The organism is Comamonas sp. HJ-2 (assembly GCF_053615495.1).
Genome location: NZ_JBSIFD010000021.1, coordinates 57,719 through 82,620 on the forward strand (window position 1 = coordinate 57,719; position 24,902 = coordinate 82,620).

Consider the following 24,902-nt stretch of genomic DNA (forward strand, 5'->3'; position numbering starts at 1 on the left):
CGCGTCAGTTCCAACCCCAAAAAAGCAAACCGTTCAACGCGCAACCATCACAGGAGACGACAAATGCCCAGCTACAACCCGCCACTGCGTGACATGCAATTCCTCATGCACGAGGTCTTCAAGGTCACCGAGACCTATCAGCAGATTCCCAAGTACGCGGAGGTCGATGCCGACACCATCAACGCGGTGGTCGAAGAGGCGGGCAAATTTGCGGCCAATGTCACGTTTCCCTTGAATATCTCCGGCGACGAAGAGGGCTGCACGCTGAACAAGGAGACCCACGAGGTCACCACGCCCAAGGGCTTCAAACAGGCGTATGCGCAGTTCATCGAGGGCGGCTGGCCGGCACTGTCCTGCGATCCGGAGTATGGCGGCCAGGGCCTGCCCTTCGTGCTCAATTCGGCGCTGTATGAAATGCTCAATAGCGCCAATCAAGCCTGGACCATGTATCCCGGTCTCTCGCATGGCGCCTATGAGGCTCTGCATGCCTATGGCACGCCGGAGCAGAAGAAGACCTACCTGGGCAAGCTGACCAGCGGCGAGTGGACCGGCACCATGTGCCTGACCGAGCCCCATTGCGGCACCGACCTGGGCATGCTGCGCACCAAGGCCGAACCGCTGGCAGACGGCAGCTACAAGATTACCGGCAACAAGATCTTCATCTCGGCCGGCGAGCATGACTTCACCAGCAACATCGTGCACCTGGTGCTGGCGCGTCTGCCCGATGCGCCTGTCGGCTCCAAGGGGATCAGCCTGTTTGTCGTGCCCAAGTTCAAGGTGAAGGCCGATGGCTCGCTGGGCGAGCGCAATCCCATCTTCTGCGGTGCGCTGGAGCACAAGATGGGCATTCACGGCAATGCCACGGCCCAGATCAATATCGACGGTGCCATCGGTACCCTGGTGGGCGAGCCCAACAAGGGTCTGCAGGCCATGTTCGTGATGATGAACGCAGCCCGTCTGGGCGTGGGCAACCAGTCGCTGGGGCTGACCGAAGTGGCCTACCAGAATGCGCTGGCCTATGCCAAGGACCGCCTGCAGATGCGCAGCCTGTCGGGCGTGAAGGCCAAGGACAAGCCGGCCGATCCCATCATCGTCCACCCCGATGTGCGCCGCATGCTGCTCACGGCCAAGGCCTATGCCGAAGGCGGCCGCGCGTTGTCCACCTTCTGCGGTCTGCTGCTGGACAAGGAGCTGCACCACCCCGACGAGAAGGTGCGCAAGGACAGCGGCGAGTTGGTGGCATTGCTGACGCCCATCGTCAAGGCCTTCATCACCGACAACGGCTGGACGGCGACGACGCTGAGCCAGCAGGTCTTCGGCGGCCACGGCTTCATCAAGGAATGGGGCATGGAGCAGTTTGTGCGCGATGCGCGCATCAACATGATCTATGAAGGCACGAACGGCATCCAGGCGCTGGATCTGCTGGGCCGCAAGATCCTGGGCAACCAGGGCGCGACGCTCAAGAAGTTCGGCAAGCTGATCGCCCAACTGGTGGAGGAAGAAGGCGTCAACGAGAAGATGAGCGAGTTCATCACGCCCATCGCCGTGCTGGGCGAGCAGATGACCAAGTTCACCACCGAGATCGGCTTCAAGGGCATGCAGAACCCCGACGAAGTCGGCGCAGCCGCCGTGGACTATCTGCGTGTGGCCGGCCATCTGGTCTTCGGCTACCTGTTTGCCCGCATGGCCCAGGTGGCGCTGCGCGAGATCGCGGCCGGCAATGCAGATCCCTTCTACCAGGGCAAGCTGCAGACCGCGCGCTTTTACTTCGCCAAGCTGTTCCCCGAGACGGCGACGCTGATGCGCACCGCGCGCGCCGGCAGCCAGTCGCTGATGGACAGCGACGCGGCCCTGGCCTGATGTTCCGCAGGCGCGTGCTGCTTTGCTATTTAAAGAGTAGCTGCATGCGCTTATTCATCCCTTGTTTTGAATATAAAGGACTCGGAAATGAAGAAGATAAAAGCGGTAGCAGCTCTTGTATTGGTAGCGGGCAGCATGTCGGCGGCCTGGGCGCAGATGTCGCCCGTAGGCACCTGGCGCAGCATGGATGAAAAGGAAAACACGCCCAAGGCGCAGGTGAAGATCACCGAGGCCGGCGGTGTGGTCACGGGCAAGGTCGAGGCCCTGCTGCGCAAGGGCGCTGACCCGAATGCGCTGTGCACCGAGTGCAAGGAAGAGCTCAAGGACAAGCCCGTGGTGGGCATGACGCTGATCAGCGGCGTCAAAAAAGTCGAGGGCAAGGATGTCTGGGAAGGCGGCAGGATTCTCGATCCCGAAAACGGCAAGACCTATACCGTGCGCCTGACGCCCGTCGATGCAGGCCAGAAGCTGGAAGTGCGCGGCTCCATCGGTCCTTTCTGGCGTACCCAGACCTGGATCCGCGTTCAGTAAATCTCAAGACAGAAAACAGCCAGCGCCTCAGTCCCATGCTTTGTCCTTGGCAAGGCCGCTGGCCCTTAATGGAACATAGCTCATGTCCCGATTCAATGTGAAAAAAGTCGCCGTGCTGGGCGCGGGCGTGATGGGTGCGCAGATCGCCGCCCATCTGGTCAACGTCAAGGTGCCGGTCATTTTGTTTGACCTCCCGGCCAAGGAAGGCCCCAAGAGCGGCATTGCAGAGCGTGCCATTGCCAATCTGAAAAAGCTCAAGCCTTCGCCGATCGGCGTGGCCGAGGATGTGGAGCTGATCCAGCCGGCCAACTACGAAGAGCATATGAAGTTGCTCAAGGGCTGCGATCTGGTGATCGAGGCCATTGCAGAGCGCATGGACTGGAAGCTGGACCTGTATCACAAGATCGCGCCCTTCGTCGCCAAGCATGCGCTGCTGGCGTCCAATACCTCGGGCCTGTCGATCACCAAGCTGTCCGAGGCCTTGCCCGACGCCATCAAGCCGCGCTTTTGCGGCATTCACTTCTTCAACCCGCCGCGCTATATGCAGCTGGTGGAGCTGATCAACACGCCCACCACGCAGGCCGAGGTGCTGGATCAGCTCGAAGCCTTTGTCACCAGCACGCTGGGCAAGGGCGTGGTCCGTGCGCACGACACGCCCAACTTCATCGCCAACCGTATCGGCATCGCCGGCATGCTGTCCACGATGAAGGAGGTCGAGAACTTCGGTCTGTCCTTTGACGTGGTGGACGACCTCACGGGCAAGAAGCTGGGCCGAGCCTCCTCGGGCACCTTCCGCACTGCCGACGTGGTGGGCCTGGACACCATGGCCCATGTCGTCAAGACCCTGCAGGACAATCTGAGCCTGGAGACCGACCCCTTCTACGGCAGCTTCGGCACGCCGCCCGTGCTGGCCAAGCTGATCGAGCTGGGCAACCTGGGCCAGAAGACCAAGAAGGGCTTCTACAAAAAGGTCGGCCGTGACATCTTCCAGTTCGAGCTCGACAGCGAGGACTACATTCCCGCAGGCGGCAAGGCCGACGAGGTCTATGGTCGCATGCTCAAAAAGCCCGCTGCAGAGCGCCTCAAGCTGCTGCGCAATGCCGAGGGCAAGGAGGGCCAGTTCCTCTGGGCCATTCTGCGCAACAGCTTCCACTATGCTGCCGTGCACCTGCAATCCATTGCCGACTGCGCACGCGATGTGGACCAGGCCATGCGCTGGGGCTTCGGCATGAAGCAGGGCCCGTTCGAGCTGTGGCAGGAAGCCGGCTGGCTGGAGGTGGCCAGGATGGTCCAGGAGGACATCGACGCCGGCAAGGCGCTGTGCAAGGCGCCGCTGCCCCAATGGGTCTTCGAAGGTCCGGTGGCCGAGGCCGGCGGAGTACACACGGGCAATGGTTCGTGGAGCCCTGCGCAGAATAAGTTCGTGCCGCGCCGTGTGCTGCCCGTGTACGAGCGCCAGCTCTTCCCCGAGAAGCTGCTCGGTGAAACCGATCTGCCCGACTGGCAGACGGCAGGCACGACGATTGCCGAAACCAGGGCGCTGCGCACCTGGACGCTGGACGAGGATGACAGCCCCTCCGGTAAGCGGGTCTTGATTGCCAGCATCAAGAACAAGATGCATGCCATCAGCCCCGAAGTCATGGAAGGCCTGATGGAGGCGGTGGAGACGGCCGAGAGCGACTTCGACGCCATGGTCATCTGGTCCGGCGATGCGCCCTTCAGCGTGGGCGCCGACCTGGAGGCCACCATGCCGGCCTTTGTGATCGGTGGTGCCGACGCCATCGAGAGCATCGAGCAGGAGCTGCAGAACCTGATGCTGCGCCTGCGTTATGCACAGGTGCCCGTGGTGTCTGCCATTCACGGGCTGGCGCTGGGCGGCGGCTGCGAGATGGCGGTGTACTCGGCACGCCGCGTGGCCCATATGGAAAGCTATATCGGTCTGGTGGAAGTCGGCGTGGGCCTGGTGCCCGGCGCGGGCGGCCTGACCTATATCGCGCGCCGCGCTGCCGAAAATGCAGCCACCAGCACCGGCAAGGATTTGCTGCCCTTCCTGACCGAAGGCTTCACGGCTGCCGCCATGGCCAAGGTGGGCACCAGCGCGCTGGAGTCGCGCAAGCTCGGCTATCTGCTGGACAGCGACATCGTCGTGGCCCACAAGGACGAGGTGCTGTTTGTCGCCATCAACGAGGCCAAGGCCATGGCAGCCAGCGGCTGGCGTGCGCCGCACAAGCGTAGCTTCCCCGTGGCGGGCCGCAGCGGCCAGGCCACGATCAAGGGCTCGCTGGTCAATATGCGCGACGGCGGCTTCATCAGCGAGTTCGACCAGCATATTGCGGGCCTGATCGCCAATGTGGTCTGCGGCGGCGATGTCGATGCCGGCACGCTGGTGGATGAGGCCTATCTGATGAGCCTGGAGCGCAAGGCCTTCTGCCATCTGATTGCTCACCCCAAGACCCATGAACGAATCCTGGGCATGTTGAACACCGGCAAGCCGGTTCGCAACTGATTGGATATGAGCATCCCCCTGAGTCGCTGCGCGCCTTCCCCCTTCTCTCGCTTTGCGGGAAGGGGGACGCCAGCAACGCTGCGGGGCGGCCCTTGCTCGCTGGCTGCTGGTATGCGCCGCGAAGCAATTGAAGCCTTGCACACAGGTTAAAGAGCTAAGAGACAACCAAGGAATTTGGTCATGAAACAAGTACAAGACGCCTATATCGTTGCGGCCACGCGCACTCCTATCGGTCGCTCGCACAAGGGTTTTTTCCGCAACTACCGCCCCGACGATCTGCTGGCCACCACGCTCAAGGCGGCGCTGGCCCAGGTGCCTGGCCTGGACCCCAAGGCGATCGAGGACATCGTCTGCGGCTGCGCGATTCCCGAAGCCCAGCAGGGCCTGAACGTGGCGCGTATCGGTGCCGTGCTGGCGGGACTGCCCACCAGCATCGGCGGCATCACCGTCAACCGTTTCTGCGCCTCCGGTCTGTCGGCCGTGGCCATGGCGGCGGACCGTATCCGCGTCGGTGAAGCCGATGTGATGGTTGCTGCCGGCGTGGAGAGCATGAGCATGGTGCCCATGATGGGCAATGCGCCCAGCCTCTCGCCCAGCATCTTCGAGCGCGACGGCGATGTGGGCATTGCCTACGGCATGGGCCTGACGGCGGAGAAGGTGGCCCAGCAGTGGAAGGTCTCGCGCGAGGCGCAGGATGCGTTTGCACTCGAATCGCACCGCCGCGCGATTGCCGCGCAGCAGGCCGGCGAGTTCGCTGCCGAGATCACGCCGATCGAAGTCACCGACCGCACGCTGAACATCGCCACCGGCGAGACCGTGGCCAGCATGCGCACAGTGAGTCTGGACGAAGGCCCGCGCCCCGATACCAGCCTCGAAGGCCTGGCCAAGCTGCGCACCGTGTTTGCGGCGCGCGGCACGGTCACGGCGGGAAATAGCTCGCAGACCAGCGACGGTGCGGGCGCGCTGATCCTTGCCAGCGGCGATGCCGTCAAGCGCTTTGGTCTGACGCCGCTGGCGCGCTTCGTCAGCTATGCCAGCAAGGGCGTGCCGCCCGCCATCATGGGCATTGGCCCCATCGAGGCCATTCCCGCCGCGCTGCGCTATGCGGGTCTCAAGCAGGACGATATCGACTGGTACGAGCTCAACGAGGCCTTTGCGGCCCAGTCCCTGGCTGTCATCAACACCCTGGGTCTGGACCAGAGCAAGGTCAACCCCATGGGCGGTGCGATTGCATTGGGCCATCCCCTGGGGGCGACCGGTGCCATCCGTGCCGCCACCGTGGTCCATGCGCTGCAACGCAAGCAGCTCAAGTACGGCATGGTGACCATGTGCGTGGGCATGGGTCAGGGCGCGGCTGGCATCTTCGAGCGCGTCTGAACGCCGCAGCCGCCATGCAGACCGCCCAGTCGCAAGCCTCCGTACAAGCTCCGGTGCAAGCTGCCGTGCAATGGACGGAGATGGCCTTGCCCATCTCCGTGGGTTCGGCCCATCTGGTGCTGCGCCAGTGTCAGCCCAGGGCGGCAGCGCCGCTGGCGCAGGTGGTGGTGGCTGGCGCCATGGGCGTGCAGCAAAGCTATTACCAGGCCTTTGCCCGCTGGCTCGCGGAGCAGGGCTATGGCGTCACCACCTTCGACTACCGTGGCCATGGCCTGTCGCTGCAAGTGCCGCTGCGTGACGCCAGGGCCGACCTGCTGGACTGGGCCAAGGACTGCGAGCTGGTGGCAGCGCATCTCAAGCAGCAGTTTCCCCAGCAGCCGTTGATCTGGATCGGTCATAGCGTGGGCTCGCAATTGCCGGGCCTGGCATCCATTCCCCTGCCCATCAACGGCTTGCTGTCCGTGGGCAGCGGCAGCGGCTACTGGCGCGACAACGCTGCGCCAACCAAGCGCATGGTCAGGCTGTTCTGGTGGGGCGTCGCTCCGCTGGTCACTGCTTTGTACGGCGCGTTTCCGGGGCGCAAGCTGGGCATTGTGGGCGATCTGCCGGCAGGCGTGATCTGGCAATGGCGTCGCTGGTGCCTGAATCCTCTGTACGCCATGGGGGTGGAGGGGCGCTGGGCGGCCGAGGCCTATGCGGCAGCCCACTACCCCTTGCATGCGCTGTATTTCGAGGACGACGAAATGATGTCGCTGGCCAGCGTGCAGTCTTTGGTGGACTGGTACAAAAGTGCGCCCAGCACGCTGGAGCGTGTCGATCCGGGCCTGGCTCCGTCCGGACGCATAGGCCATCTGGGGTATTTCAAGGAAGAGATGCGTGAGCTACTGTGGCAGCCCCTGTTGCCTTTGCTGCAGAGCTGGCGCGACGGTGACCGTGGCCCAGGCAAACCCTTGTTCGGGCCGCTTGAGTCACCTGTTTGACGGCTTTCATTCCCGCCCTTGGGCAACACTGCCAATCATGAGCACAGACCTCCACCCCTTTGATCGTGCCGTAGCGCTGAGCGCTACGGGCGTGCCCAATCAGTACCAGGGAACGGCTTCGCCCGATTACTGGAATATGGTCGGCCCTTATGGCGGCATCACGGCGGCCAGCCTGGTGCAGGCCATTCAGCAACACCCTCAGTGTCTGGGCGATCCGCTGTCCATCACCGTCAACTATGCGGCAGCCGTGGGGCCGGGTACGTTTGAGATCGACGCCAACCCGGTGCGTACCAACCGCTCCACCCAGCACTGGCTGCTGACCATCACCCAGCCCGATGCCCAGGGTCAGCCGCAGGTCGTGACCACGGCCACGGCCGTGACGGCGGTACGCCGCCAGACCTGGAGCGTCAGCGATATGCCCATGCCCGAGGTCCGGGCTGCAGCCGAGGTGGAGCGCGTGCCGCCGCTGTTCAAGGCCTCCGAGTGGCTGACCCGCTATGAGATGCGATTTGTGGACGGAATCCTGCCGCGTGATGAGGACGGGGCAGAGCGCGACAGTCTGACGCGACTCTGGGTGAGGGACAATCCGCCGCGTCCGCTGGATTTCGCGTCGCTGGCTGCAGTCTCCGATGTGTTCTTTCCACGGGCGTGGTTACGCCGCGCCAAGCGCGTGCCGGCGGGTACGGTGTCCATCACGGTCTATTTCCATGCCGGACGCGAGGAGCTGGCTGCAGCAGGTGACGGATTGCTGCTGGCGCAGGCGCGAGGGCAGGAGTTCCGCAACGGCTTTTTTGACCAGACGGCCCAGCTGTGGGGCCAGTCCGGTCAGATGCTGGCGACCAGCCACCAGATTGTTTACTACAAGGAATAGCGCGCCGAAACCAGCAAGCTGTTCACATCATTCACAAGGCAAGACCATGAGCAATACCCAGGATAGCCAGGACATCCTGGTGCACACCGAAGAGGGCGTGTGCACCATCACCTTCAACCGTGCGGCGAAGAAGAACTCCTTCACCGAGGCCATGTATACCCAGATGGCGGATGCATTGGCCGCCGCCAAGGTCGACGCAGGCGTGCGCGTGGTGGTGTTTCAGGGCGACATCGCCATCTTCAGCGCAGGCAACGATATTGCGGACTTCCTGAAGCAGGCCTCAACCCCCGGTGCAATGGGGGCCGATGCGCCCGTGTGGCGTTTTCTGCAGGAAGTCTCGGTCTTCCCCAAGCCTCTGATTGCTGCCGTCTGTGGTCCGGCCGTGGGCATTGGCACCACGCTGCTGCTGCACTGCGATCTGGTCTATGCCGGCGATAACGCCGCATTCTCGCTGCCCTTCATCAACCTGGGCGTATGCCCCGAAGCGGCATCCAGCCTGCTTCTGCCCCAGATGCTGGGTTATCACCGTGCCGCCGAAGCCCTGCTGCTGGGCGAGCCCTTCATGGCAGAAGCCGCGCTGGAAGTGGGCCTGATCAACCGCGTGGTACCGCCCAGCGAATGCAATGCCGTGGCACAGGCCCAGGCCAGGAAGCTGGCGCGCAAACCCCTGTCCTCGCTGATCGAGACCAAGCGCCTGATGAAGGGCGGCCAGGCCAAGGCAGTGGGCGAGCGTATCGTGGAAGAAGGCGCGGTCTTCGCCCGCATGCTGTGCGAGCCCGCGGCCAAGGAAGCACTGACGGCCTTCATGGAAAAACGCCACCCTGACTTCAGCCAGTGCTGAAGTCAGACATTGCGGCAGCAAGACGAGCGCAGCGATGGGGGGCGATTTCGCCAAAAACGCCACCCTGACTTCAGCCAGTGCTGAAGTCAGACATTGCGGCAGCAAGACGAGCGCAGCGATGGGTGGCGGTTTCGCCAAAAACGCCACCCTGACTTCAGCCAGTGCTGAAGTCAAACATTGCGGCAGCAAGACGAGCGCAGCGATGGGTGGCGGTTTCGCCAAAAACGCCACCCTGACTTCAGCCAGTGCTGAGGTCAGACCTTGCGGCTGCAAGATGAGCGAAGCGATGGGTGGCGGTGTTACCCAAAGCGCCATCCGGATTTCGGCATGTGTCGAATCCGGGCCAGCTTCGCCAGCTTGTACCAGTGCCGATCTGAGAATCGCCCCTTGCCGGGCGATTTTTCTTTGACCTCTTTTCAGGGTTGCCTATGACATCCAGGTCCGTATCGTCCCGTAATTCAGCGCAGGAAATTGCCGAGCCCGTGCAGTTCGAGCCTGAGTTCATCTCCGGCTTGCGAGAGATCTTTGAAACGCGCGTGGCCTTCAACCAGACTATCGGTCTGAAGATCGGCGAGATCACGCCCACGCTGGTGCAGGGGCATATCGCCATGCGACCTGATCTGATCGGGCATTCGGCCTATCAGCGCATTCATGGCGGCGTGATCAGCGCCGGCCTGGACTCCATGGGCGGGCTGGCTGTGATGGCGGCCATTGCGGCCAAGCATATGGACGATACGCCCGCGCAAAGACTGCATCGTTTTTCCCGGCTGGGCACAATCGATCTGCGTGTGGACTACATGCGCCCCGGCATCGGCAAGGAATTTCTGCTCACGGCCAGAGTGCTGCGCCTGGGCTCGCGGGTGGCGAATACTCAAATGGAGTTTCTGTCGGTGGATGGTGAGTTGCTCTCTACCGGCACGGCGGCCTATATCGTCTCTTGACGATCTCTGAAACGAGAGCGTAAAGCGCCGGCGAAATATGGGCTGGCAGCAAAAAGTGCCTCAAAGACAGGCAAGTGAACGCTTGCCCGGATGCTGCCAAATCTTTCATTGTGTGAGATCAGGCAATGCATGCAAGTAACTGAAACTTGTGAAAGCTTTGCTTACCGTTATTGCGAGATGACGGTAAATGTTGCTACTTATGCTGCATAGGATGGCACTTTCTGACTAGGAGATTCCCGCCATGGCTGTGCAAAACCCGTTCTTCGGCAAACGCGATAACGATAACTTTCCTTCACGCAGTTCCGTCACCGGGCTTTCGACAGCGAATACCGCTGCGACATCTGGCGCCAGCTCCCTGAGTAACGCGGGCCTTGGCACGGCACCATCCAGCCCCATGCGTGCGGCTGCGACTGCTGCTCCCACCGCGCCTGTTGCGGAGGAAAACGGTGGCAGCAAGCTGACTGTCGGTCCGAACATCAAGCTCAAGGGCGTGGAAATCACGGACTGCGATACCTTGGTCGTGGAGGGAACGGTTGAGGCGACCATGAACTCCCGCGTCATCAAGATTGCCGAGCAGGGGGCGTTTCACGGTACGGCCGAGATCGATATTGCAGAAATCCACGGCAAGTTCGACGGCACTCTCACGGTGCGCGAAAAGCTGGTGATCTATGGCTCCGGCAAGGTCAGCGGCACGATCCGCTATGGCAAGGTGGTGATCGAAGAGGGGGGCGAGTTGACGGGGCAGATCGAAGCGGGAACCCGTTCCGGCACCAGCAGTTCCAGCAATGCCTCCGCTTCCGCCTGGAGCAAGAGCAGTGCCGGCAGCAGCACGGCGACGGCTGCAACCAGCAGCAGTGAAACCACGGGTAGCGCTGCTGTCGCCTGAATCTCTGCGCACAGCCCATGAAAAAAGCGACCGCTAGAGGTCGCTTTTTTCATGCTCGATGCATGGATCAGCTCTTGGCGGCCGCCTGAGCCTGGAGTTTCTCGCGCCAGGCACGTGTCTGCTCGGTATCAGGCAGAGACTGGGGCTTGCCGGTGGCATCAATGGCCACATAGGTCAGGCGGGCCTCGGTCACCTTCACATATTTGCCCTGGTCGGAAAAGCGCTCGGCAAAGACTTCCACATCCACAGCGACCGAGGTGCGACCCACATGCTGCACGCCCGCGTAAAAGGACAGAATGTCGCCCACGCGCACGGGCTGCTTGAAGATGAACTCGTTGACGGCCACAGTCACCATGCGGGTGTGGCTGATGCGCTGAGGCAGCACCGAGCCGGCCAGGTCCACCTGCGCCATGACCCAGCCACCGAAGATGTCGCCATTGGCATTGACATCGGCAGGCATGGGCACGACTTTGAGGACCAGTTCCTTGTCGGCGGGCAGGGCAACGCTGGGAAGGTCGGGCGAACGGGGAGGCATGGAAATCTGTGACACGAATGGAAAGATTGAATTGTCCCTCAACATCGGGTTTCTACCATGTTGGCGAGAGAAAGCCACTAGCGACGGTTCGGGCAAGTAAGTAGGGGGTAACTATGGGACGGTGTTTGTGGTGGATCTGTGGATGCCTGAGTGTCGTGCTGGCGGCTTGCAGCAGCCATCCGGTAAAAGCCCCAATATCGGGCAGAGACGATGTGACATCGGCAAGGTCGCTCAAGCCGCCTGTGCAGGCCGTGCAGCCCTCCTGCCATCCGGAACCCCTGACCGGCGCGGCAGCGCTGGCCGGACCTTTCACTGCAATGAATCCCAGGCAGGCCTTGCAGGCCGGTGCGCTGAATGCGCGTGTCTGCTGGGCTGGCGGGCTGCGCACCATAGAGGCGGTCGGCGAGCAGCGCGATTGCATGGTTCTGTTGCATGCCGAGTTCAGCGAACAGGGCTTTCTGTCCTGGCCACGCGAGGCAAGCTTCTTCAAGGCCTGCGGTGCCGGCCCGTATGACAGGCAGTTGCTGCAGCCCTTCACCCTGGTCTGGGTGAGCGCAAAAGTGACGGGACAGGCAGAATTCGCGGGTACCCCGATTCCCGTCATAGAAATAGACGCCCTCTACCGCGGCTCCGACTGCCAGCAGGGCGACACAGCCCCACAATGCGTTCACAGTTACCTGCAACCCCAGAAGAAGCCGCAGTAGCGGCAAACCAGTCAGACGGCACCACGCTGCGTCGCCTCTTTCCCTATATCTGGCGCTACAAATGGCATGCGCTGGCGGCGCTGGCGTTCATGATCTGCGCCAAGCTGGCCAATGTGGGCGTGCCCATCTTGCTCAAGCATCTGGTCGATGCGCTGGATATCAAGCCCGGGCAGGCACAGGCCGTGCTGGTGGTCCCCGTGGGTCTGCTGGCGGCCTATGGATTGCTGCGGTTTTCCTCAACGATGTTCACCGAGCTGCGCGATCTGGTCTTTTCCAAGGCCACGCAAGGGGCATCACGCTCGATTGCGCTGTCGACCTTCGAGCATCTGCATGCGCTGAGCCTGCGCTTTCATCTGGAGCGCCAGACCGGAGGCATGACGCGCGACATCGAGCGCGGTGTGCGCAGCACCGAGTCGCTGATCTCGTATTCTCTCTACTCCATCCTGCCCACGCTGATTGAGATGGCGCTGGTGCTGGGCATTCTGGCCGTGCGTTTCGACATCTGGTTTGCCGTCATCACGCTGGCAGCGCTGGTGTTCTATATCGGCTTCACGGTCACAGTGACGGAGTGGCGCACACGCTTCAGAAAAGAGGCCAATGCCCAGGAGTCGGCGGCCCATACCAAGGCCATCGATTCCTTGCTCAATTACGAGACCGTCAAGTATTTCAACAACGAACAGTTCGAGTCAGCGCGCTACGACGAGAACCTAGAGAACCTGCGCCGCGTGCGGCTCAAGAGCCAGACCACGCTGTCCATGCTCAACTGCGGCCAGCAGCTCATCATCGGTGCTGCGCTGGTGGCCATTCTGTGGCGTGCCACGCAGGGCGTGGTCGACGGCAGGCTGACGCTGGGCGATCTGGTCATGATCAATGCCTTCATGATTCAGCTCTATATCCCGCTGAATTTCCTGGGCGTGATCTACCGCGAGATCAAGCAGAGCCTGACCGACCTGAACCGCATGTTCACGCTCATGGACAAGGAGCGAGAGGTGGCCGATGCGCCCGGTGCCCAGTCCTTGCAGATCGACAATCCGCCGCCCGAAGTGCGCTTTGAAAACGTGCAGTTCGCCTACGATAGCGCGCGGCCCATACTGCATGATGTGAGCTTCACCATTCCTGCGGGCAAGACCGTGGCCGTGGTCGGTCCCTCGGGGTCGGGCAAGAGCACGCTGGCGCGTCTGCTGTTTCGCTTCTATGACGTGCAGGGCGGCCATGTGCGCATTGCCGGGCAGGACATCCGCACGGTGACCCAGAGCAGCGTGCGCCACTGCGTGGGCATTGTTCCGCAGGACACGGTGCTGTTCAACGACACGGTGGCCTACAACATCGCCTATGGCCAGCCGGGCGCCACGCAGGAGCAGGTGGTTGCAGCGGCCAAGGCTGCGCGCATCCATGACTTCATCGAGCGCACGCCCCAAGGCTATGCCACGCGTGTGGGCGAGCGCGGCCTCAAGCTCTCGGGCGGTGAAAAGCAGCGTGTGGCCATCGCGCGCACCCTGCTCAAGAACCCGCCGATCCTGATCTTCGACGAAGCGACTTCGGCACTGGACAGCGCCAACGAACGTGCCATCCAGAACGAGCTGCGCAGCGCGGCGCAGGGCAAGACATCGCTGGTCATTGCCCACCGCCTGTCCACCGTGGTCGAAGCGCATGAAATCCTGGTCATGGACAGCGGCCGCATCATCGAGCGAGGCACGCACGAGGAGCTGCTGGTCACCGGAGGGCGTTACTCCAGCATGTGGAATATGCAGCTCAATCAGCAGGAGTCATCGGAGATTCCCGCCTGAGTGCGGCCGCCTCTCGCCAGACGTTTGATAAGCCACCTTCGGGTGGCTTTCTTTTTGACTGTTTTGCTTATATGTATACATGTTGTTAGGTATTTACCCTTGGATTTGCAATTAAATCGCTGTTTTATGATTTTTATGTATACATTTATTCCGTCTACCAAGAATTAAATACCCCGCGAGACATGCCACCCTCCATTGCCCCCGCTGCTGCAGCGGAAGAAAACCATTCCCAGGTCGTGAAGGCGCAGCTGCAGCTGCGCGAAATGATTCTTGCCGGCGAGATGGCGGCCGGCGAGCGCATCTCCGAGCTGGTGCTGGCCGAGCGTCTGGGTATCTCCCGCACTCCCATACGTGCAGCGCTGATGCGGCTTGAGCAGGAGGGCATGCTGGAGGCCACGTCCGGCGGGCGCGGCTACAAGGTGCGCGTGCTGTCCGAAGCCGATGTCTCGGACGCCATCGAGCTGCGCGGCACGCTGGAAGGTCTGGCGGCGCGCATGGCGGCCGAGCGCGGGGTCGATGCAGCCCTGCTGGCGAGAGCCGCGCGCTGTCTGGATGCCATCGACCGTGTGCTGGATGCCCAGAACTGGGGCGACGAAGCGTTTTCCGCCTATGTGGCCTTGAACTCCGAATTTCACGACATCTTGCTGGAGATGTCGGGCAGCAGCTTCATGCAGCGCGAGCTGGAGCGGGTCAAGCGCCTGCCCTTTGCCTCCCCCTCGGGTTTTGTGGTGGCCGACTCCGAGTCGCCGCGCGCGCTTCGCAGCCTGATCCTCGCGCAGGAGCAGCACCGTGAAGTGATTGACGCCATCGAGCACCGCGAAGGCGCGCGTGCCGAGGCGCTGATGAAAGAGCACTCACGCATTGCGCGGCGCAACCTGCGCGAAGCCATGCGCTCGCCCGAGACCACGCGCGTACCCGGTGCGCAACTGATTCGCGCCAGCCGCTGATACCCGGTCCGTGGCGGAGCAGGCGGTGCCCGGACCAGACCCCGACCGATAAATACAAGGAGACACCCACGATGAGCAAGCAAGCACAGCCCACCTATCCTCGCAACACCTGGTACGTCGCTGCGACGGCGGCCGAAGTCACGGACAAGCCGCTGGGGCGTCAGATCTGCGGCGAGCGCATGGTTTTCTACCGCGCCCTGGAAGGCAAGATGGCCGCCGTCGAGGACTTCTGCCCGCATCGAGGCGCACCGCTGTCGCTGGGCCGCGTCTGCGAAGGCAAACTGGTCTGCGGCTATCACGGGCTGGAGATGGGCTGCGACGGCAAGACGGTTGCCATGCCCGGCCAGCGCGTGCGCGGCTTTCCTGCCATCAAGAGCTATCCGGTGGAAGAGCGTTACGGCTTTGTCTGGGTATGGCCGGGCGACAAGGATGCGGCCGATGCAGCGCTGATCCCGGATCTGCAATGGCATGACAACCCCGAGTGGGCCTATGACGGCGGGCTGTTCCACATCAAGGCCGACTATCGCCTGATGATCGACAACCTCATGGACCTGACCCATGAGACCTATGTGCATGCCAGCAGCATCGGTCAGGCCGAGATCGACGAGACGCCCTGCAAGACCGAGGTCCTAGGCGACAGCGAGGTGGTTACCAGCCGCTTCATGGAGAACATCGAGGCACCTCCGTTCTGGAAGATGGCTCTGCGCAGCAATGGTCTGGCCGATGACGTGCCTGTGGACCGCTGGCAGGTCTGCCGCTTCACCCCTCCCAGCCATGTGCTGATCGAAGTCGGTGTGGCACATGCGGGCAAGGGCGGTTATGACGCAGCGGACGAGCACAAGGTCTACAGCATGGTGGTGGACTTCATCACGCCCGAGACCGACGGCAGCATGTGGTACTTCTGGGGCATGGCGCGCAAGTTCAATCCCGGCGATGCATCGGTGACGGCGGCCATCAAGCAAGGCCAGCACAAGATCTTCAGCGAAGACCTGGAGATGCTGGAGCTGCAGCAGCGCAACCTCGAGGACTATCCGCAGCGTCAGCTGCTCAAGCTCAATATCGATGCCGGCGGCGTGCAGTCGCGCAAGATCATCGAGCGCCTGATCGATGAAGAGAAATGCGAGTCGCGCGTTGCGGCGCTGGCTTGAGCGGCGGCAGGCGGGGCAGATCATGCCTGTAGATGGAGTAATCTTGCAGCTCCTCGAATCGGAGTCAGCGATGCCCATAGGCAGCGCTGCCCTTGCTACGCTGCTGCATGGAATCGCCCACCACACCCAACCCGCTTTCCCTGGATCTCTACGACCAGCCAGGTCATCTGATTCGACGAGCCCAGCAGATTGCTGCGCTGCTGTTTCGAGAAGTGCTGGGCCCCGATGTGACGCCGGTTCAGTACGCCATCCTGCGCATGCTGCAAGAGTCTCCCGGCATCGACCAGGTGACGCTGGCGCGTCTTGTCGCACTGGACAACTCGACCACGGCCGATATCGCTGCGCGTCTGGAAAGCAAGGGATGGATTCATCGCGAGCTGCTGCCAAGGCGTCAGCGCCGTTTGAGCCTGACCACCGAGGGCGAAGCCATGCTGGCAGCGTTTGTGCCCAATGTCTACGAGCTGCAGCAGCGCATGCTTTCCGCGCTGGAGCCCGAGGAGCAGACGGAGTTCAAGCGTCTGCTGCGCAAGTTCGTGCAGTTGCACGACAGCACTGAAGCCGGCGAGCAAGCGGCGATCAACGGCTGACAGCCCGTTCTGGCTCGGCGGCTTCACTGCGATCACGCCGGGCAGCGCCGGCGGTGAACCGGCACGACTAGGGAATTCACTTGTGCTGGATCAAAAGTTCATTCAGTAAACTGAATGTGATTCAGTATGCTGAATGATTGATAAAAAACAAGGAGACAACGATGGAACAGGATTTGCGCGCGCATCTGGACCAGCGGCCCATGACGACCTTCCAATGGTCGGTCATCGCGGTATGCATGGCCCTGAACATGATTGATGGCTTTGACGTGCTGGTGATGGCCTTCACGGCTTCGGCGGTGTCCGGGCACTGGAAGCTCAGCGGCTCGGAACTGGGCTTTTTGCTCAGTGCCGGCCTCTTCGGCATGGCCGCAGGTTCGCTGCTGCTGGCGCCCATGGCCGACAAGCTGGGGCGCCGTCCCCTGATTCTGCTGTGCCTGGCCGTGTCCGGGCTGGGCATGCTGGCTTCGGCCTGGAGCCAGACGCCGACGCAGCTGGCCGTGCTGCGCGTGATCACGGGCCTGGGCGTGGGCGGCATTCTGGCGTGCAGCAACGTGATTGCCAGCGAATATGCCTCGCTGCGCTGGCGCAGTCTGGCGGTCACGCTGCAATCGACCGGCTATGCGCTGGGCGCGACCATTGGCGGCAGTATTGCGGTCTGGCTGCTGGCCCACCATGGCTGGCGCTCCGTCTTCCTGTTTGGCGGTTGCTCCACGCTGGCGGTGCTGGTTCTGGCCTGGTTTGCCTTGCCCGAGTCCCTGGACTTTCTGCTGGTCAAGCGACCCGCCAATGCGCTGCAGCGTCTCAATGGACTGATCCGCAAGATGGGCCTGCCGGTACTGGGCTCCCTGCCTCAGACCGTGGCGGCAGGCAGCGGTGAAGGCAAGCGCATGGGCCCTTTGCAACTGCTGTCTCCCAAGCTGCTGCGCCCCACGGTGCTGGTCTGGCTGTCCTTCTTCTCGGTGATGTTCGGTTTTTATTTCGTGATGAGCTGGACGCCCAAGCTGCTGGCGGCCTCGGGGCTGACGCCCGAGCAGGGCGTGACCACGGGCGTGCTGCTGAGTCTGGGCGGCATTCTGGGCGCGACCTTGCTGGGCCTGCTGGCGGCGCGTTTCGCGATTCACCGTGCGCTGGCGGTCTTCATGCTGGTGACGGCAGTGCTGCTGTGCTTTCTGGTGGGTAGCTCCGGCGCGCTGTGGATGTCGTACACGCTGGCCTTTCTGATTGGTGTGTTTGTGAATGCCTGCGTGGCCGGCCTCTATGCGATTGCGCCTGTGGTCTACGGCAGCGATGTGCGCGCCACGGGCGTGGGCTGGGGCATAGGCATCGGCCGCATCGGGGCGATTGTGTCGCCGCTGGTGGCCGGTGGCCTGCTGGATGCGGCCTGGTCGCCCGATCAGCTGTACCTGGGTTATGGCCTGGCGTTTGTCCTGGCTGCCGTCATCGTGTCCATGCATCGCATTGCAGGCCCGCAGGCTGCGGACAGGCGCGCTGCATCCGAGACAGTGGCTGCCGCTCATTGACCAGGGAGATTTCGATGAACCAGATTTCCCAACCCACGAGCGCGGCCCTGCCGGCCTTTCCGCTGGATCAATGGTATGTGGCAGGCTTTGCCTGGGAGCTCAAGGACCAGCCGGTGGCGCGCACCTTGCTGGGCCAGCCCGTGGTCTTGTTCCGCACGGAAGATGGCCGCGTCGCGGCGCTGGAGGATCGCTGCTGCCACCGCGAGCTGCCGCTGTCCTGCGGCACGGTGGAGGCTGCGGGTCTGCGCTGTGGCTACCATGGTCTGCTCTTCAGTCATGAGGGGCGCTGCCTCGAAATACCGGGCCAAGAACGGATTCCGGCCAAGGCCTGCGTGAAGTCCTTCGAGCTGCGCGAGCGCGACCAGATTCTCTGGATCTGGATGGGCGCGACGCCGGATTCCGTGCCGGGCACGGAGCCACCGGCCTATGCCATGCACAGCGACCCGCAATATCGTTTTGGCGGCGGCGTCTACCACTACGACGCTCCGTATCAGCTGATTCACGACAATCTGCTGGATCTGAGCCATCTGGGCTATGTGCACCTCAAGACCATAGGCGGCAATGCCAGGGTGCATATGAACGCGGATCTCAAGGTCAGCCAGGACGGGGACAGCGTGAAGGTGGTGCGCTGGATGCCGGATTCGGACCCGCCGCCCACCTATGCGCAGGCCTGGCCTTTTCAGGGCCGCATCGACCGCTGGCAGGAAGTGGAGTTCCACCCCTCGCATGTGCGTATCTGGACCGGTGCCATGGATGCCGGCCAGGACAGACTGGACAACCCGGCGCGCGAAGGATTCCATATGCGCGGCTTTCACGGCGTGACGCCGGAGACGGAGACCAGCGCGCATTACTTCTGGACGATTGCGACCAATCCGCATCCGCAGATGCAGGACACGACACAGCTGGTGATCGATCAGACGGCGGCCACTTTCAAAGAAGACAAGGTGGTAATCGAAGCCCAGTTCCGCAACCAGCAGCGGTTTGGTTCACGCGCCGTGGTGGATATCCACGTGGATGTGGGGCCCAACCGTGCGCGGCGCGTGATCGAGCGCTTGCGCCAGGCCGGCGCGCAAGCCTCGCAGGCGCTGGCCTAGCGACGCACAAGCAAAAGAGAAGTACCCGAGATGAAGACTGAAACCACGTTCGAGGTGCGCATTGCGCACAAGCAGGAGCAGGCAGCCGGTATCTGCAGCCTGGAATTGCGGGCTCTGGAAGGCAGCAGCCTGGCGCCGTTCAGTGCGGGTGCGCACATCGATGTGCACCTGCCTGGTGGGCTGGTGCGCCAGTATTCGCTGAGCAACGATCCCGCCGAGCTGGACCGCTATGTGATTGCCGTGCTGCGCGAGCCCGCCTCGCGCGGTGGCTCGGCGGCCGTGCATGAGCAGCTGCAGGCCGGCCAGCAAATCACCATCAGCCTGCCGCGCAACCATTTCGAGCTGCATGCGCCGGCCCGCAAGCATCTGCTGCTGGCAGGCGGCATAGGCATCACGCCGATTCTGGCCATGGCGCGCAAGCTGGCGCGCGACGGTGCGGATTTCGCACTGCACTACTGCGGCCGCTCGCGTGAGCGCATGGCGTTTGCCCAGACCATAGAGGCTGCGCAATGGGCTGACAAGGCGCAGATCCATGTGGATGACGCCCATGGAAAGTCGTCGCTGGGCTTGAGCGAATTGCTGCAGCAAAGAGAGCAGGGGCAGCATCTGTATGTGTGCGGACCCAAGGGCTTTATGGACGCCGTGCTCGATACGGCACGAGAGGCGGGCTGGCCCGCCGAACAGCTGCACTACGAGTTCTTTGCCGCCGAAGTGGAGCACCGCGCCGACGACGAGAGCTTCGAGGTGGAGGTCGCCAGCAGCGGCCAGGTGGTGCGTGTCACGCCCGCGCAGACCGTGGTGCAGGCGCTGGAGTCCATCGGAGTCTGCGTCCAGACATCGTGCGAGCAGGGCGTCTGCGGCACTTGCCTGACGCGCGTCATCTCTGGTCAGCCCGATCACCGCGATATGTATCTGACGGAAGACGAGCAGGCTGCCAACGACCAGTTCCTGCCCTGCTGCTCGCGCGCCAGGTCGGCTCGCCTGGTGCTGGATCTGTGATGAACGGATCGGGCAGGTTTTGACCATGCACGGGCAGGGCTGGCGCAGCCTGCTCAAAATAGGCGTTTTCCATGAAAGCGCCGCGTTCCCGCCATGAAGCCTGCCCTGCTAGTCCTGAATCTCCAGGTCCCCGCCCATCTGCAGCAGATGGAGCAGACCTTTGCCGACTTTGATGTGATCTATGCGCCCGAGGCCGATCAGGCCGAGGCCGCAATCGCCGCCCACGGAGCTCGCGTGCAATGCGTGTGCACGATTGGCGCAACGGGCCTGTCGGCCGCGCAGATGCAGCGCATGCCCGGGCTTGCTCTGGTCTGCGCCATGGGCGCGGGTTACGAGAACATCGACGTGGCCTATGCCAAGGCGCACGGGATTGCCGTCGGCAACGGCGTGGGGACGAACGACGACTGCGTGGCCGACCACGCCATGGGTCTGCTGATCGCCGCAGTGCGCGGCATCGTCAAGCTGGACAAGGCCACGCGTGCCGGCATCTGGCGCTCGGCCCTGCCGCTGCCGGCCAATGTCTCGGGCAAGCGCCTGGGCATCGTGGGGCTGGGCCAGATCGGCGCCAAGATCGCCAGGCGCGCGGCCGCCTTCGATATGCCCGTCGGCTATCACAACCGCAAGCCGCGCGAGGGCGCCGACTACCGCTACTTCGACGATCTGCTGGCGCTGGCTGCCTGGGCCGATGTGCTGCTGGTGGCCACGCCGGGCGGCGCTGGCACGCGCCATCTGATCAATGCCGAGGTGCTCGATGCGCTGGGCGAGAAAGGCGTGCTGGTGAATATCGCGCGCGGCTCGGTGGTCGATACCGAGGCGCTGGCCGACGCCGTGCGTGCAGGTCGCCTGGCCGGAGCCGGACTGGATGTCTACGAAAGCGAGCCGCTGCCGCCGAAGGAACTCATCGATCTGGACGCCGTGGTGCTGACGCCCCATGTGGGCGGCTGGTCGCCCGAGGCCGTGCAGAACTCGGTGGACCGCTTCATCGCCAATATGCGCTGCCATCTGGATGGCAAGCCCTTGGTTTCGCCCATCTGAGTGCTATTGAATTGAAAGCTGCTTGCGATTGATGTGGTTGTATTTCAATTTGATTTGATGTTGAAATTCACTTATATCAGGCGCTTACAGCTTTGATATTCATAGCAAAAAAATCCCCGCCACGGCAAGCCGTGCGGGGATTTTTACTATCTGCGGCGCCATGAAGCTGGCGCGGACCAAACCAGTGACACCAAGCAAGGGCCGCCCCGCAGCGAGGGTGTCGTCCCCCTCCCGAAGAGAGAGGGGGAAGCCGCGGGGCCGCCTAGGCGTAGCGGCTCAGGGGGAGCTTATTTCTGGCTGGCTGCAATGGCCTTTTCGGCCTTGTCGACCAGCGGTGCGCCGATTTGGCTCTTCCACTTGTCGAACACGGGGCGCGTGGCCTTCACAAAGGCTTCGCGCTCGGCAGCGTTAGGCGTGGTCACGGTCACGCCCAGGCCTGCCAGGTCCTTGAGCAAGGGCTTGTCGGCTTCGACCAGGCCCTTGCGAGCGATGGCGATTTCTTCCTTGGCGGCATCCAGCGCGGCTTGCTTGACGATGGCCTGGTCAGCCGGTGTCCAGCTGTTCCAGATGTCCTTGTTCACCACAAAGATCAGCGGATCGTTCATGTAGCCCCACATGGTCAGATGCTTCTGGCCCACGGACTGCAGCTTGGCCGCCATGTAAACGCCGATGGGGTTCTCCTGGCCGTCCACGGCGCCGCTGGCCATGGCGGGCTGGGCATCGGCCCAGCTCATCTGCGTGGGATTGGCGCCCAGGGCCGTGAAGGTGTCCAGGAACAGGGGCGAGCCCACGACGCGAATCTTCATGCCCTTGAGGTCGGCGGGCGTCTTGATGGCGTGCTTGGAGTTGGAGATTTCGCGGTAGCCGTTCTCACCCCAGGCCAGAGGCACGACGCCGCCTTTTTCCAGGGTCTTGAAGATTTCCTGGCCCACTTCGCCCTGGGTCACGGCATCCACGGCCTTGAAGTTGGGGAAGAGGAAGGGCATGGAGAACAGGTTCAGCGACTTGACCTGGGGCGACCAGTTGATGGTCGAGCCCACGGCCATGTCGATCACGCCCTGGCGCAGCGCGGAGAACTCACGCGTCTGGTCGCCCTGCACCAGCGAGGTGCCGGGGTAGAGCTTGATGTTGATGCGGCCCTGGGTGCGCTCGCGCACCTTGTCGGCCCACAGCTCGCCGCCCTTGCCCCAGGGAAAGGCCGTGCCCAGCACCAGGGACATGCGGTATTCGCTCTTGTACTTGGTCTGTGCCATGGCCATGGGCGATGCAAAGGCCAGTGCGGCGGCTGTCGCCACGGCGGATGCGAGGAAGCTACGAAGTTTCATTTGGTTTGTCTCCCTTTTAGAAACGAAAAAATGCTTTGCTTGTTAGATGCATTGCACATTGAATACGCACGGCCCATCTCAGTAGACACCGCGCAAGGGCCGCCCCGCCGCGCTGGTGTCGTCCCCTCCCGAAGAGAGAGGGGATGCGGCAAAGCCGCTCAGGGGAGGCTAGTACCCCATCTTTGCGGGCAGCCACAGCGCGAGCTGGGGGAAGGCAATGACCAGAATCATCACGGCGAACATGGACAGCAGCATCCAGCCCACCCAGCGCACGGTGGACTCCATGCGCACGCCCGCAATGCGGCAGCTGACCATCAGGTTCACGGCCAGCGGCGGCGTGAACTGGCCCAGTGCCACCTTGAGCGTGAGGATCACGCCAAACCAGACGGGATCCCAGTGGTAGTGATTCATGATGGGCAGCAGCAGCGGCACAAAGATCAGGAAGATCGAGATGCCGTCGAGGAACATGCCCACGGTGATCAGCAGCAGGATCAGCAGACCCAGCACGCCGTATTCGCCGAGACCGGAGTTCACGATGGCGTTGGCCACGGGATCGATCACGCCCAGGGTGGACAGCGAGAAGGCAAAAATGCCGGCCAGCGACACCACCAGCAGGATCACGGCCGACAGCTCGCCGGCTTCGCGCAGAATCGGGAACAGGTCGCGCACGCCGATGGTGCGGTGAATCACCATGCCGACGAACAGCCCGTAGAACACGGCAACCACGGCGGCTTCGGTGGGGGTGAACCAGCCCATGCGCATGCCGCCCAGGATCAGCACCGGAGCGGCCAGGCCCCAGGAGGCCTCGCGCAGGCTTTTCCAGAACGGCGGGCGGGGCATGGAGGCTTCGAGCGCACCCATCTTGTGCTTGCGCGACATCCACACGGCGGGAATGATGAGCGCAATACCCGCCAGCACGCCGGGAATCATGCCGGCCGCGAACAGGGCCGGCACCGAAGCGCCGGGCACCAGCACCGAGTAGATGATGAAGGCCACCGAAGGCGGAATCAGAATGTCCGTCGCTGCGGCCGCTCCGACCACGCTGGCGGAGAAGCTCTTGGGGTAGCCCGCGCGGCTCATGGCGGCAATCATCACGCCGCCCACGGCCGCTGCATTGGCCGGCCCGGAGCCGGAGATGCCGCCCAGGAACATGGCCACGGCAATCGCCACCAGCGGCAGCATGCCGGGGCCGCGGCCCACGATGGCCACGGCAAAGTTCACCAGCCTCAGGGCAACGCCCGAGCGATCGAAGATGGAGCCCACGAGCACGAACATGGGAATGGCCAGCAGCGGATATTTGCCCAGCCCGGCATAGAAATTCTGCGGCACGGCCAGCAGGCCGAACCACTGCGTATCGGCATTGGCCAGGGCAATCGCCGCCGCACCGGCCAGACCGAGGGCGGCACCTATGGGCACGCCGATGAACATCAGGCCCAGAAAGGCCACGAACAGCAAGGTGGCGATCATGCGATCTCCTTGCTGTGGTCTTTTTCCACGGGCTCGTCGGGGAAGGCGCCGGGCTTGCCCTGGCGGATGAACAGGCCGATGGCGCGTGCAGTGATCAGTGCCGAGACCACGGGCAGCCAGATCGAATACCACCATTGGGGCAGGCCGATACCGGGCGAGGTCTCCTCGAAACGGAAGTCGTCCCAGACCACGCGCACGCTGAGCACGGCAATGATGGCAAACAGCAATGCCACCATCAGAGAGCCGAACCGGGCCAGTGCCTTGCGGCGCTGGACGGAGCCGCTGTCCGAGAAAAACTCGATGCGGATATGCTGATTGCGCGCCACGGCGGCAGAGCCTGCGACCAGGGCCAGCAAGATCATCAGAAAGACCGAGATTTCCTCGGTCCAGGCGAAGGAGGAGTTGGTGAAGTAGCGCACCAGCACATTGGCAAACGTGATCAGGGCCAGAGCGGCCATGATGATCACGGTCAGCCAGTCTTCAATGCGCAGGGAACGAGGCTCGTCCGGGCGCGCGCCGGCATCGGCGGCACCATCGGTCTCGGGAGGAGTGGAGGACATGAACGCGGAAAGTCAGAAAAACACACAGGAGTCAGGGCAGCTCGCCTGAATGGCGTGATCCGCGCGCACTCGATGAGAATGCCCTTATGTTCACGACTTACGCAAAACGGGTTCCGGCAAGACGATTGCCTCAGGAGGCAGGCCGCGTTGCATTCTTGTTTGCGTAAGTCCTTATGTTGTTCCTTGACCTTCACGGCGTTGTGCGCCGGGATGGCTTGGAGCGAGTAGACACACCGGATAGATGTGAGCAAATATTATCAAGGTATCTATGTCGCAGGGCTTACGTCCGGCGGCAGGCATTACCCTAGGGTCTGGCGACCAAGGCATGGCTCATCGTCGAGTCTGTGTTTTGTCCCGTTTACTAGCCAACAAGGATTACCTCCGTTGCACAGCTTTGGTGC

Annotated in this window: 23 protein-coding genes; 19 read left to right on the top strand and 4 right to left on the bottom strand. The window is 62.8% G+C overall.

The annotated features are described in order from the left end of the window. The first annotated feature begins 63 nt into the window (after positions 1-63). The 10 genes from ACWGXF_RS17455 to ACWGXF_RS17500 all read left to right on the top strand — a co-directional run bounded on the left by ACWGXF_RS17455 (position 64) and on the right by ACWGXF_RS17500 (position 10,793). The gene (locus ACWGXF_RS17455) at positions 64-1,860 is read left to right on the top strand and encodes an acyl-CoA dehydrogenase C-terminal domain-containing protein (protein WP_256628613.1); all 1,797 of its coding nucleotides are present in this window, start codon (positions 64-66) and stop codon (positions 1,858-1,860) included. 87 nt (positions 1,861-1,947) lie between these two features. Beyond that, positions 1,948-2,391 carry a DUF2147 domain-containing protein gene (locus tag ACWGXF_RS17460; RefSeq protein WP_256628612.1) on the top strand — a complete coding sequence of 148 codons (444 nt, stop codon included), beginning with the start codon at positions 1,948-1,950 and terminating at the stop codon, positions 2,389-2,391. A gap of 82 nt (positions 2,392-2,473) precedes the next feature. Beyond that, positions 2,474-4,897, top strand: coding sequence for a 3-hydroxyacyl-CoA dehydrogenase/enoyl-CoA hydratase family protein (locus tag ACWGXF_RS17465; protein ID WP_256628611.1), 2,424 nt, complete (start codon positions 2,474-2,476; stop codon positions 4,895-4,897). 180 nt (positions 4,898-5,077) lie between these two features. Further along, a complete protein-coding gene (locus tag ACWGXF_RS17470; protein ID WP_256628610.1) occupies positions 5,078-6,274 on the top strand; it encodes an acetyl-CoA C-acyltransferase in 1,197 nt (398 codons plus the stop codon). A 14-nt stretch (positions 6,275-6,288) separates the two neighbouring features. Then, positions 6,289-7,254: an alpha/beta hydrolase family protein gene (locus tag ACWGXF_RS17475; protein ID WP_256628609.1), complete on the top strand. Its 966-nt coding sequence runs from the start codon at positions 6,289-6,291 to the stop codon at positions 7,252-7,254. A 37-nt stretch (positions 7,255-7,291) separates the two neighbouring features. Then, a complete protein-coding gene (locus ACWGXF_RS17480; RefSeq protein WP_256628608.1) occupies positions 7,292-8,125 on the top strand; it encodes an acyl-CoA thioesterase in 834 nt (277 codons plus the stop codon). 46 nt (positions 8,126-8,171) lie between these two features. Further along, the gene (locus ACWGXF_RS17485) at positions 8,172-8,966 is read left to right on the top strand and encodes an enoyl-CoA hydratase (protein ID WP_452102206.1); all 795 of its coding nucleotides are present in this window, start codon (positions 8,172-8,174) and stop codon (positions 8,964-8,966) included. Between the two features lie 34 nt (positions 8,967-9,000). Then, positions 9,001-9,375, top strand: a complete 375-nt coding sequence (locus ACWGXF_RS17490; RefSeq protein WP_256628606.1) for a hypothetical protein — start codon at positions 9,001-9,003, stop codon at positions 9,373-9,375. Positions 9,376-9,394: 19 nt separating this feature from the next. Further along, the gene (locus ACWGXF_RS17495) at positions 9,395-9,907 is read left to right on the top strand and encodes a thioesterase family protein (protein ID WP_039050040.1); all 513 of its coding nucleotides are present in this window, start codon (positions 9,395-9,397) and stop codon (positions 9,905-9,907) included. 241 nt (positions 9,908-10,148) lie between these two features. Continuing rightward, a complete protein-coding gene (locus ACWGXF_RS17500) occupies positions 10,149-10,793 on the top strand; it encodes a bactofilin family protein (RefSeq protein WP_256628605.1) in 645 nt (214 codons plus the stop codon). A 67-nt stretch (positions 10,794-10,860) separates the two neighbouring features. Here the strand turns inward: ACWGXF_RS17500 and ACWGXF_RS17505 are convergent, their stop codons facing one another. Further along, positions 10,861-11,328, bottom strand: a complete 468-nt coding sequence (locus ACWGXF_RS17505; RefSeq protein ID WP_003068067.1) for an acyl-CoA thioesterase — start codon at positions 11,326-11,328, stop codon at positions 10,861-10,863. Between the two features lie 212 nt (positions 11,329-11,540). Here ACWGXF_RS17505 and ACWGXF_RS17510 point away from each other — a divergent pair, with 212 nt between their 5' ends. The 9 genes from ACWGXF_RS17510 (at position 11,541) to ACWGXF_RS17550 (ending at position 21,149) form a co-directional block, all read left to right on the top strand. Then, positions 11,541-12,032, top strand: coding sequence for a hypothetical protein (locus ACWGXF_RS17510; RefSeq protein ID WP_256628604.1), 492 nt, complete (start codon positions 11,541-11,543; stop codon positions 12,030-12,032). Further along, on the top strand, positions 11,990-13,819 hold the full coding sequence (locus ACWGXF_RS17515) for an ABCB family ABC transporter ATP-binding protein/permease (protein WP_256628603.1): 1,830 nt from the start codon (positions 11,990-11,992) through the stop codon (positions 13,817-13,819). Before ACWGXF_RS17510 ends, ACWGXF_RS17515 begins: the two co-directional genes overlap by 43 nt. Positions 13,820-14,001: 182 nt before the next feature. Further along, complete coding sequence (locus tag ACWGXF_RS17520; RefSeq protein ID WP_179626889.1) at positions 14,002-14,766, top strand: GntR family transcriptional regulator; 765 nt, start codon at positions 14,002-14,004, stop codon at positions 14,764-14,766. 71 nt (positions 14,767-14,837) lie between these two features. Next, positions 14,838-15,914, top strand: coding sequence for an aromatic ring-hydroxylating dioxygenase subunit alpha (locus ACWGXF_RS17525; RefSeq protein ID WP_256628602.1), 1,077 nt, complete (start codon positions 14,838-14,840; stop codon positions 15,912-15,914). A gap of 107 nt (positions 15,915-16,021) precedes the next feature. After that, positions 16,022-16,501 carry a MarR family winged helix-turn-helix transcriptional regulator gene (locus ACWGXF_RS17530; RefSeq protein ID WP_012839886.1) on the top strand — a complete coding sequence of 160 codons (480 nt, stop codon included), beginning with the start codon at positions 16,022-16,024 and terminating at the stop codon, positions 16,499-16,501. 161 nt (positions 16,502-16,662) lie between these two features. Further along, entirely contained in the window at positions 16,663-18,021 is a 1,359-nt protein-coding gene (locus tag ACWGXF_RS17535; protein WP_452102207.1) for an MFS transporter, read from the top strand. A 14-nt stretch (positions 18,022-18,035) separates the two neighbouring features. Next, complete coding sequence (locus tag ACWGXF_RS17540) at positions 18,036-19,115, top strand: Rieske 2Fe-2S domain-containing protein (RefSeq protein ID WP_452102208.1); 1,080 nt, start codon at positions 18,036-18,038, stop codon at positions 19,113-19,115. A gap of 30 nt (positions 19,116-19,145) precedes the next feature. Beyond that, complete coding sequence (locus ACWGXF_RS17545) at positions 19,146-20,114, top strand: PDR/VanB family oxidoreductase (RefSeq protein ID WP_012839883.1); 969 nt, start codon at positions 19,146-19,148, stop codon at positions 20,112-20,114. 93 nt (positions 20,115-20,207) lie between these two features. Then, positions 20,208-21,149 (top strand): 2-hydroxyacid dehydrogenase, encoded by a 942-nt coding sequence (locus tag ACWGXF_RS17550; RefSeq protein WP_452102209.1) that lies wholly within the window; start codon positions 20,208-20,210, stop codon positions 21,147-21,149. A 287-nt stretch (positions 21,150-21,436) separates the two neighbouring features. Here ACWGXF_RS17550 and ACWGXF_RS17555 read toward each other — a convergent pair whose 3' ends face one another. The 3 genes from ACWGXF_RS17555 to ACWGXF_RS17565 all read right to left on the bottom strand — a co-directional run bounded on the left by ACWGXF_RS17555 (position 21,437) and on the right by ACWGXF_RS17565 (position 24,501). Next, positions 21,437-22,474, bottom strand: coding sequence for a DctP family TRAP transporter solute-binding subunit (locus ACWGXF_RS17555; protein ID WP_452102210.1), 1,038 nt, complete (start codon positions 22,472-22,474; stop codon positions 21,437-21,439). 168 nt (positions 22,475-22,642) lie between these two features. After that, entirely contained in the window at positions 22,643-23,941 is a 1,299-nt protein-coding gene (locus tag ACWGXF_RS17560) for a TRAP transporter large permease (RefSeq protein ID WP_182284627.1), read from the bottom strand. Next, the gene (locus ACWGXF_RS17565; protein WP_003068089.1) at positions 23,938-24,501 is read right to left on the bottom strand and encodes a TRAP transporter small permease; all 564 of its coding nucleotides are present in this window, start codon (positions 24,499-24,501) and stop codon (positions 23,938-23,940) included. The genes ACWGXF_RS17560 and ACWGXF_RS17565 overlap by 4 nt, the downstream gene beginning before the upstream one ends. Between the last annotated feature and the right edge of the window lie 401 nt (positions 24,502-24,902).

What these genes read in the sequence shown, in the direction of transcription:
- ACWGXF_RS17470 (WP_256628610.1), top strand. Translation starts at nt 5,078, where the DNA reads ATGAAACAAGTACAAGACGCCTATATCGTTGCGGCCACGCGCACTCCT.
- ACWGXF_RS17530 (WP_012839886.1), top strand. Translation starts at nt 16,022, where the DNA reads ATGGAATCGCCCACCACACCCAACCCGCTTTCCCTGGATCTCTACGAC.
- ACWGXF_RS17520 (WP_179626889.1), top strand. Translation starts at nt 14,002, where the DNA reads ATGCCACCCTCCATTGCCCCCGCTGCTGCAGCGGAAGAAAACCATTCC.
- ACWGXF_RS17515 (WP_256628603.1), top strand. Translation starts at nt 11,990, where the DNA reads ATGCGTTCACAGTTACCTGCAACCCCAGAAGAAGCCGCAGTAGCGGCA.
- ACWGXF_RS17565 (WP_003068089.1), bottom strand. Translation starts at nt 24,501, where the DNA reads ATGTCCTCCACTCCTCCCGAGACCGATGGTGCCGCCGATGCCGGCGCG.
- ACWGXF_RS17555 (WP_452102210.1), bottom strand. Translation starts at nt 22,474, where the DNA reads ATGAAACTTCGTAGCTTCCTCGCATCCGCCGTGGCGACAGCCGCCGCA.
- ACWGXF_RS17485 (WP_452102206.1), top strand. Translation starts at nt 8,172, where the DNA reads ATGAGCAATACCCAGGATAGCCAGGACATCCTGGTGCACACCGAAGAG.
- ACWGXF_RS17550 (WP_452102209.1), top strand. Translation starts at nt 20,208, where the DNA reads ATGAAGCCTGCCCTGCTAGTCCTGAATCTCCAGGTCCCCGCCCATCTG.
- ACWGXF_RS17540 (WP_452102208.1), top strand. Translation starts at nt 18,036, where the DNA reads ATGAACCAGATTTCCCAACCCACGAGCGCGGCCCTGCCGGCCTTTCCG.
- ACWGXF_RS17560 (WP_182284627.1), bottom strand. Translation starts at nt 23,941, where the DNA reads ATGATCGCCACCTTGCTGTTCGTGGCCTTTCTGGGCCTGATGTTCATC.
- ACWGXF_RS17505 (WP_003068067.1), bottom strand. Translation starts at nt 11,328, where the DNA reads ATGCCTCCCCGTTCGCCCGACCTTCCCAGCGTTGCCCTGCCCGCCGAC.
- ACWGXF_RS17535 (WP_452102207.1), top strand. Translation starts at nt 16,663, where the DNA reads ATGGAACAGGATTTGCGCGCGCATCTGGACCAGCGGCCCATGACGACC.
- ACWGXF_RS17500 (WP_256628605.1), top strand. Translation starts at nt 10,149, where the DNA reads ATGGCTGTGCAAAACCCGTTCTTCGGCAAACGCGATAACGATAACTTT.
- ACWGXF_RS17525 (WP_256628602.1), top strand. Translation starts at nt 14,838, where the DNA reads ATGAGCAAGCAAGCACAGCCCACCTATCCTCGCAACACCTGGTACGTC.
- ACWGXF_RS17490 (WP_256628606.1), top strand. Translation starts at nt 9,001, where the DNA reads ATGGGGGGCGATTTCGCCAAAAACGCCACCCTGACTTCAGCCAGTGCT.
- ACWGXF_RS17465 (WP_256628611.1), top strand. Translation starts at nt 2,474, where the DNA reads ATGTCCCGATTCAATGTGAAAAAAGTCGCCGTGCTGGGCGCGGGCGTG.
- ACWGXF_RS17480 (WP_256628608.1), top strand. Translation starts at nt 7,292, where the DNA reads ATGAGCACAGACCTCCACCCCTTTGATCGTGCCGTAGCGCTGAGCGCT.
- ACWGXF_RS17475 (WP_256628609.1), top strand. Translation starts at nt 6,289, where the DNA reads ATGCAGACCGCCCAGTCGCAAGCCTCCGTACAAGCTCCGGTGCAAGCT.
- ACWGXF_RS17460 (WP_256628612.1), top strand. Translation starts at nt 1,948, where the DNA reads ATGAAGAAGATAAAAGCGGTAGCAGCTCTTGTATTGGTAGCGGGCAGC.
- ACWGXF_RS17495 (WP_039050040.1), top strand. Translation starts at nt 9,395, where the DNA reads ATGACATCCAGGTCCGTATCGTCCCGTAATTCAGCGCAGGAAATTGCC.
- ACWGXF_RS17545 (WP_012839883.1), top strand. Translation starts at nt 19,146, where the DNA reads ATGAAGACTGAAACCACGTTCGAGGTGCGCATTGCGCACAAGCAGGAG.
- ACWGXF_RS17455 (WP_256628613.1), top strand. Translation starts at nt 64, where the DNA reads ATGCCCAGCTACAACCCGCCACTGCGTGACATGCAATTCCTCATGCAC.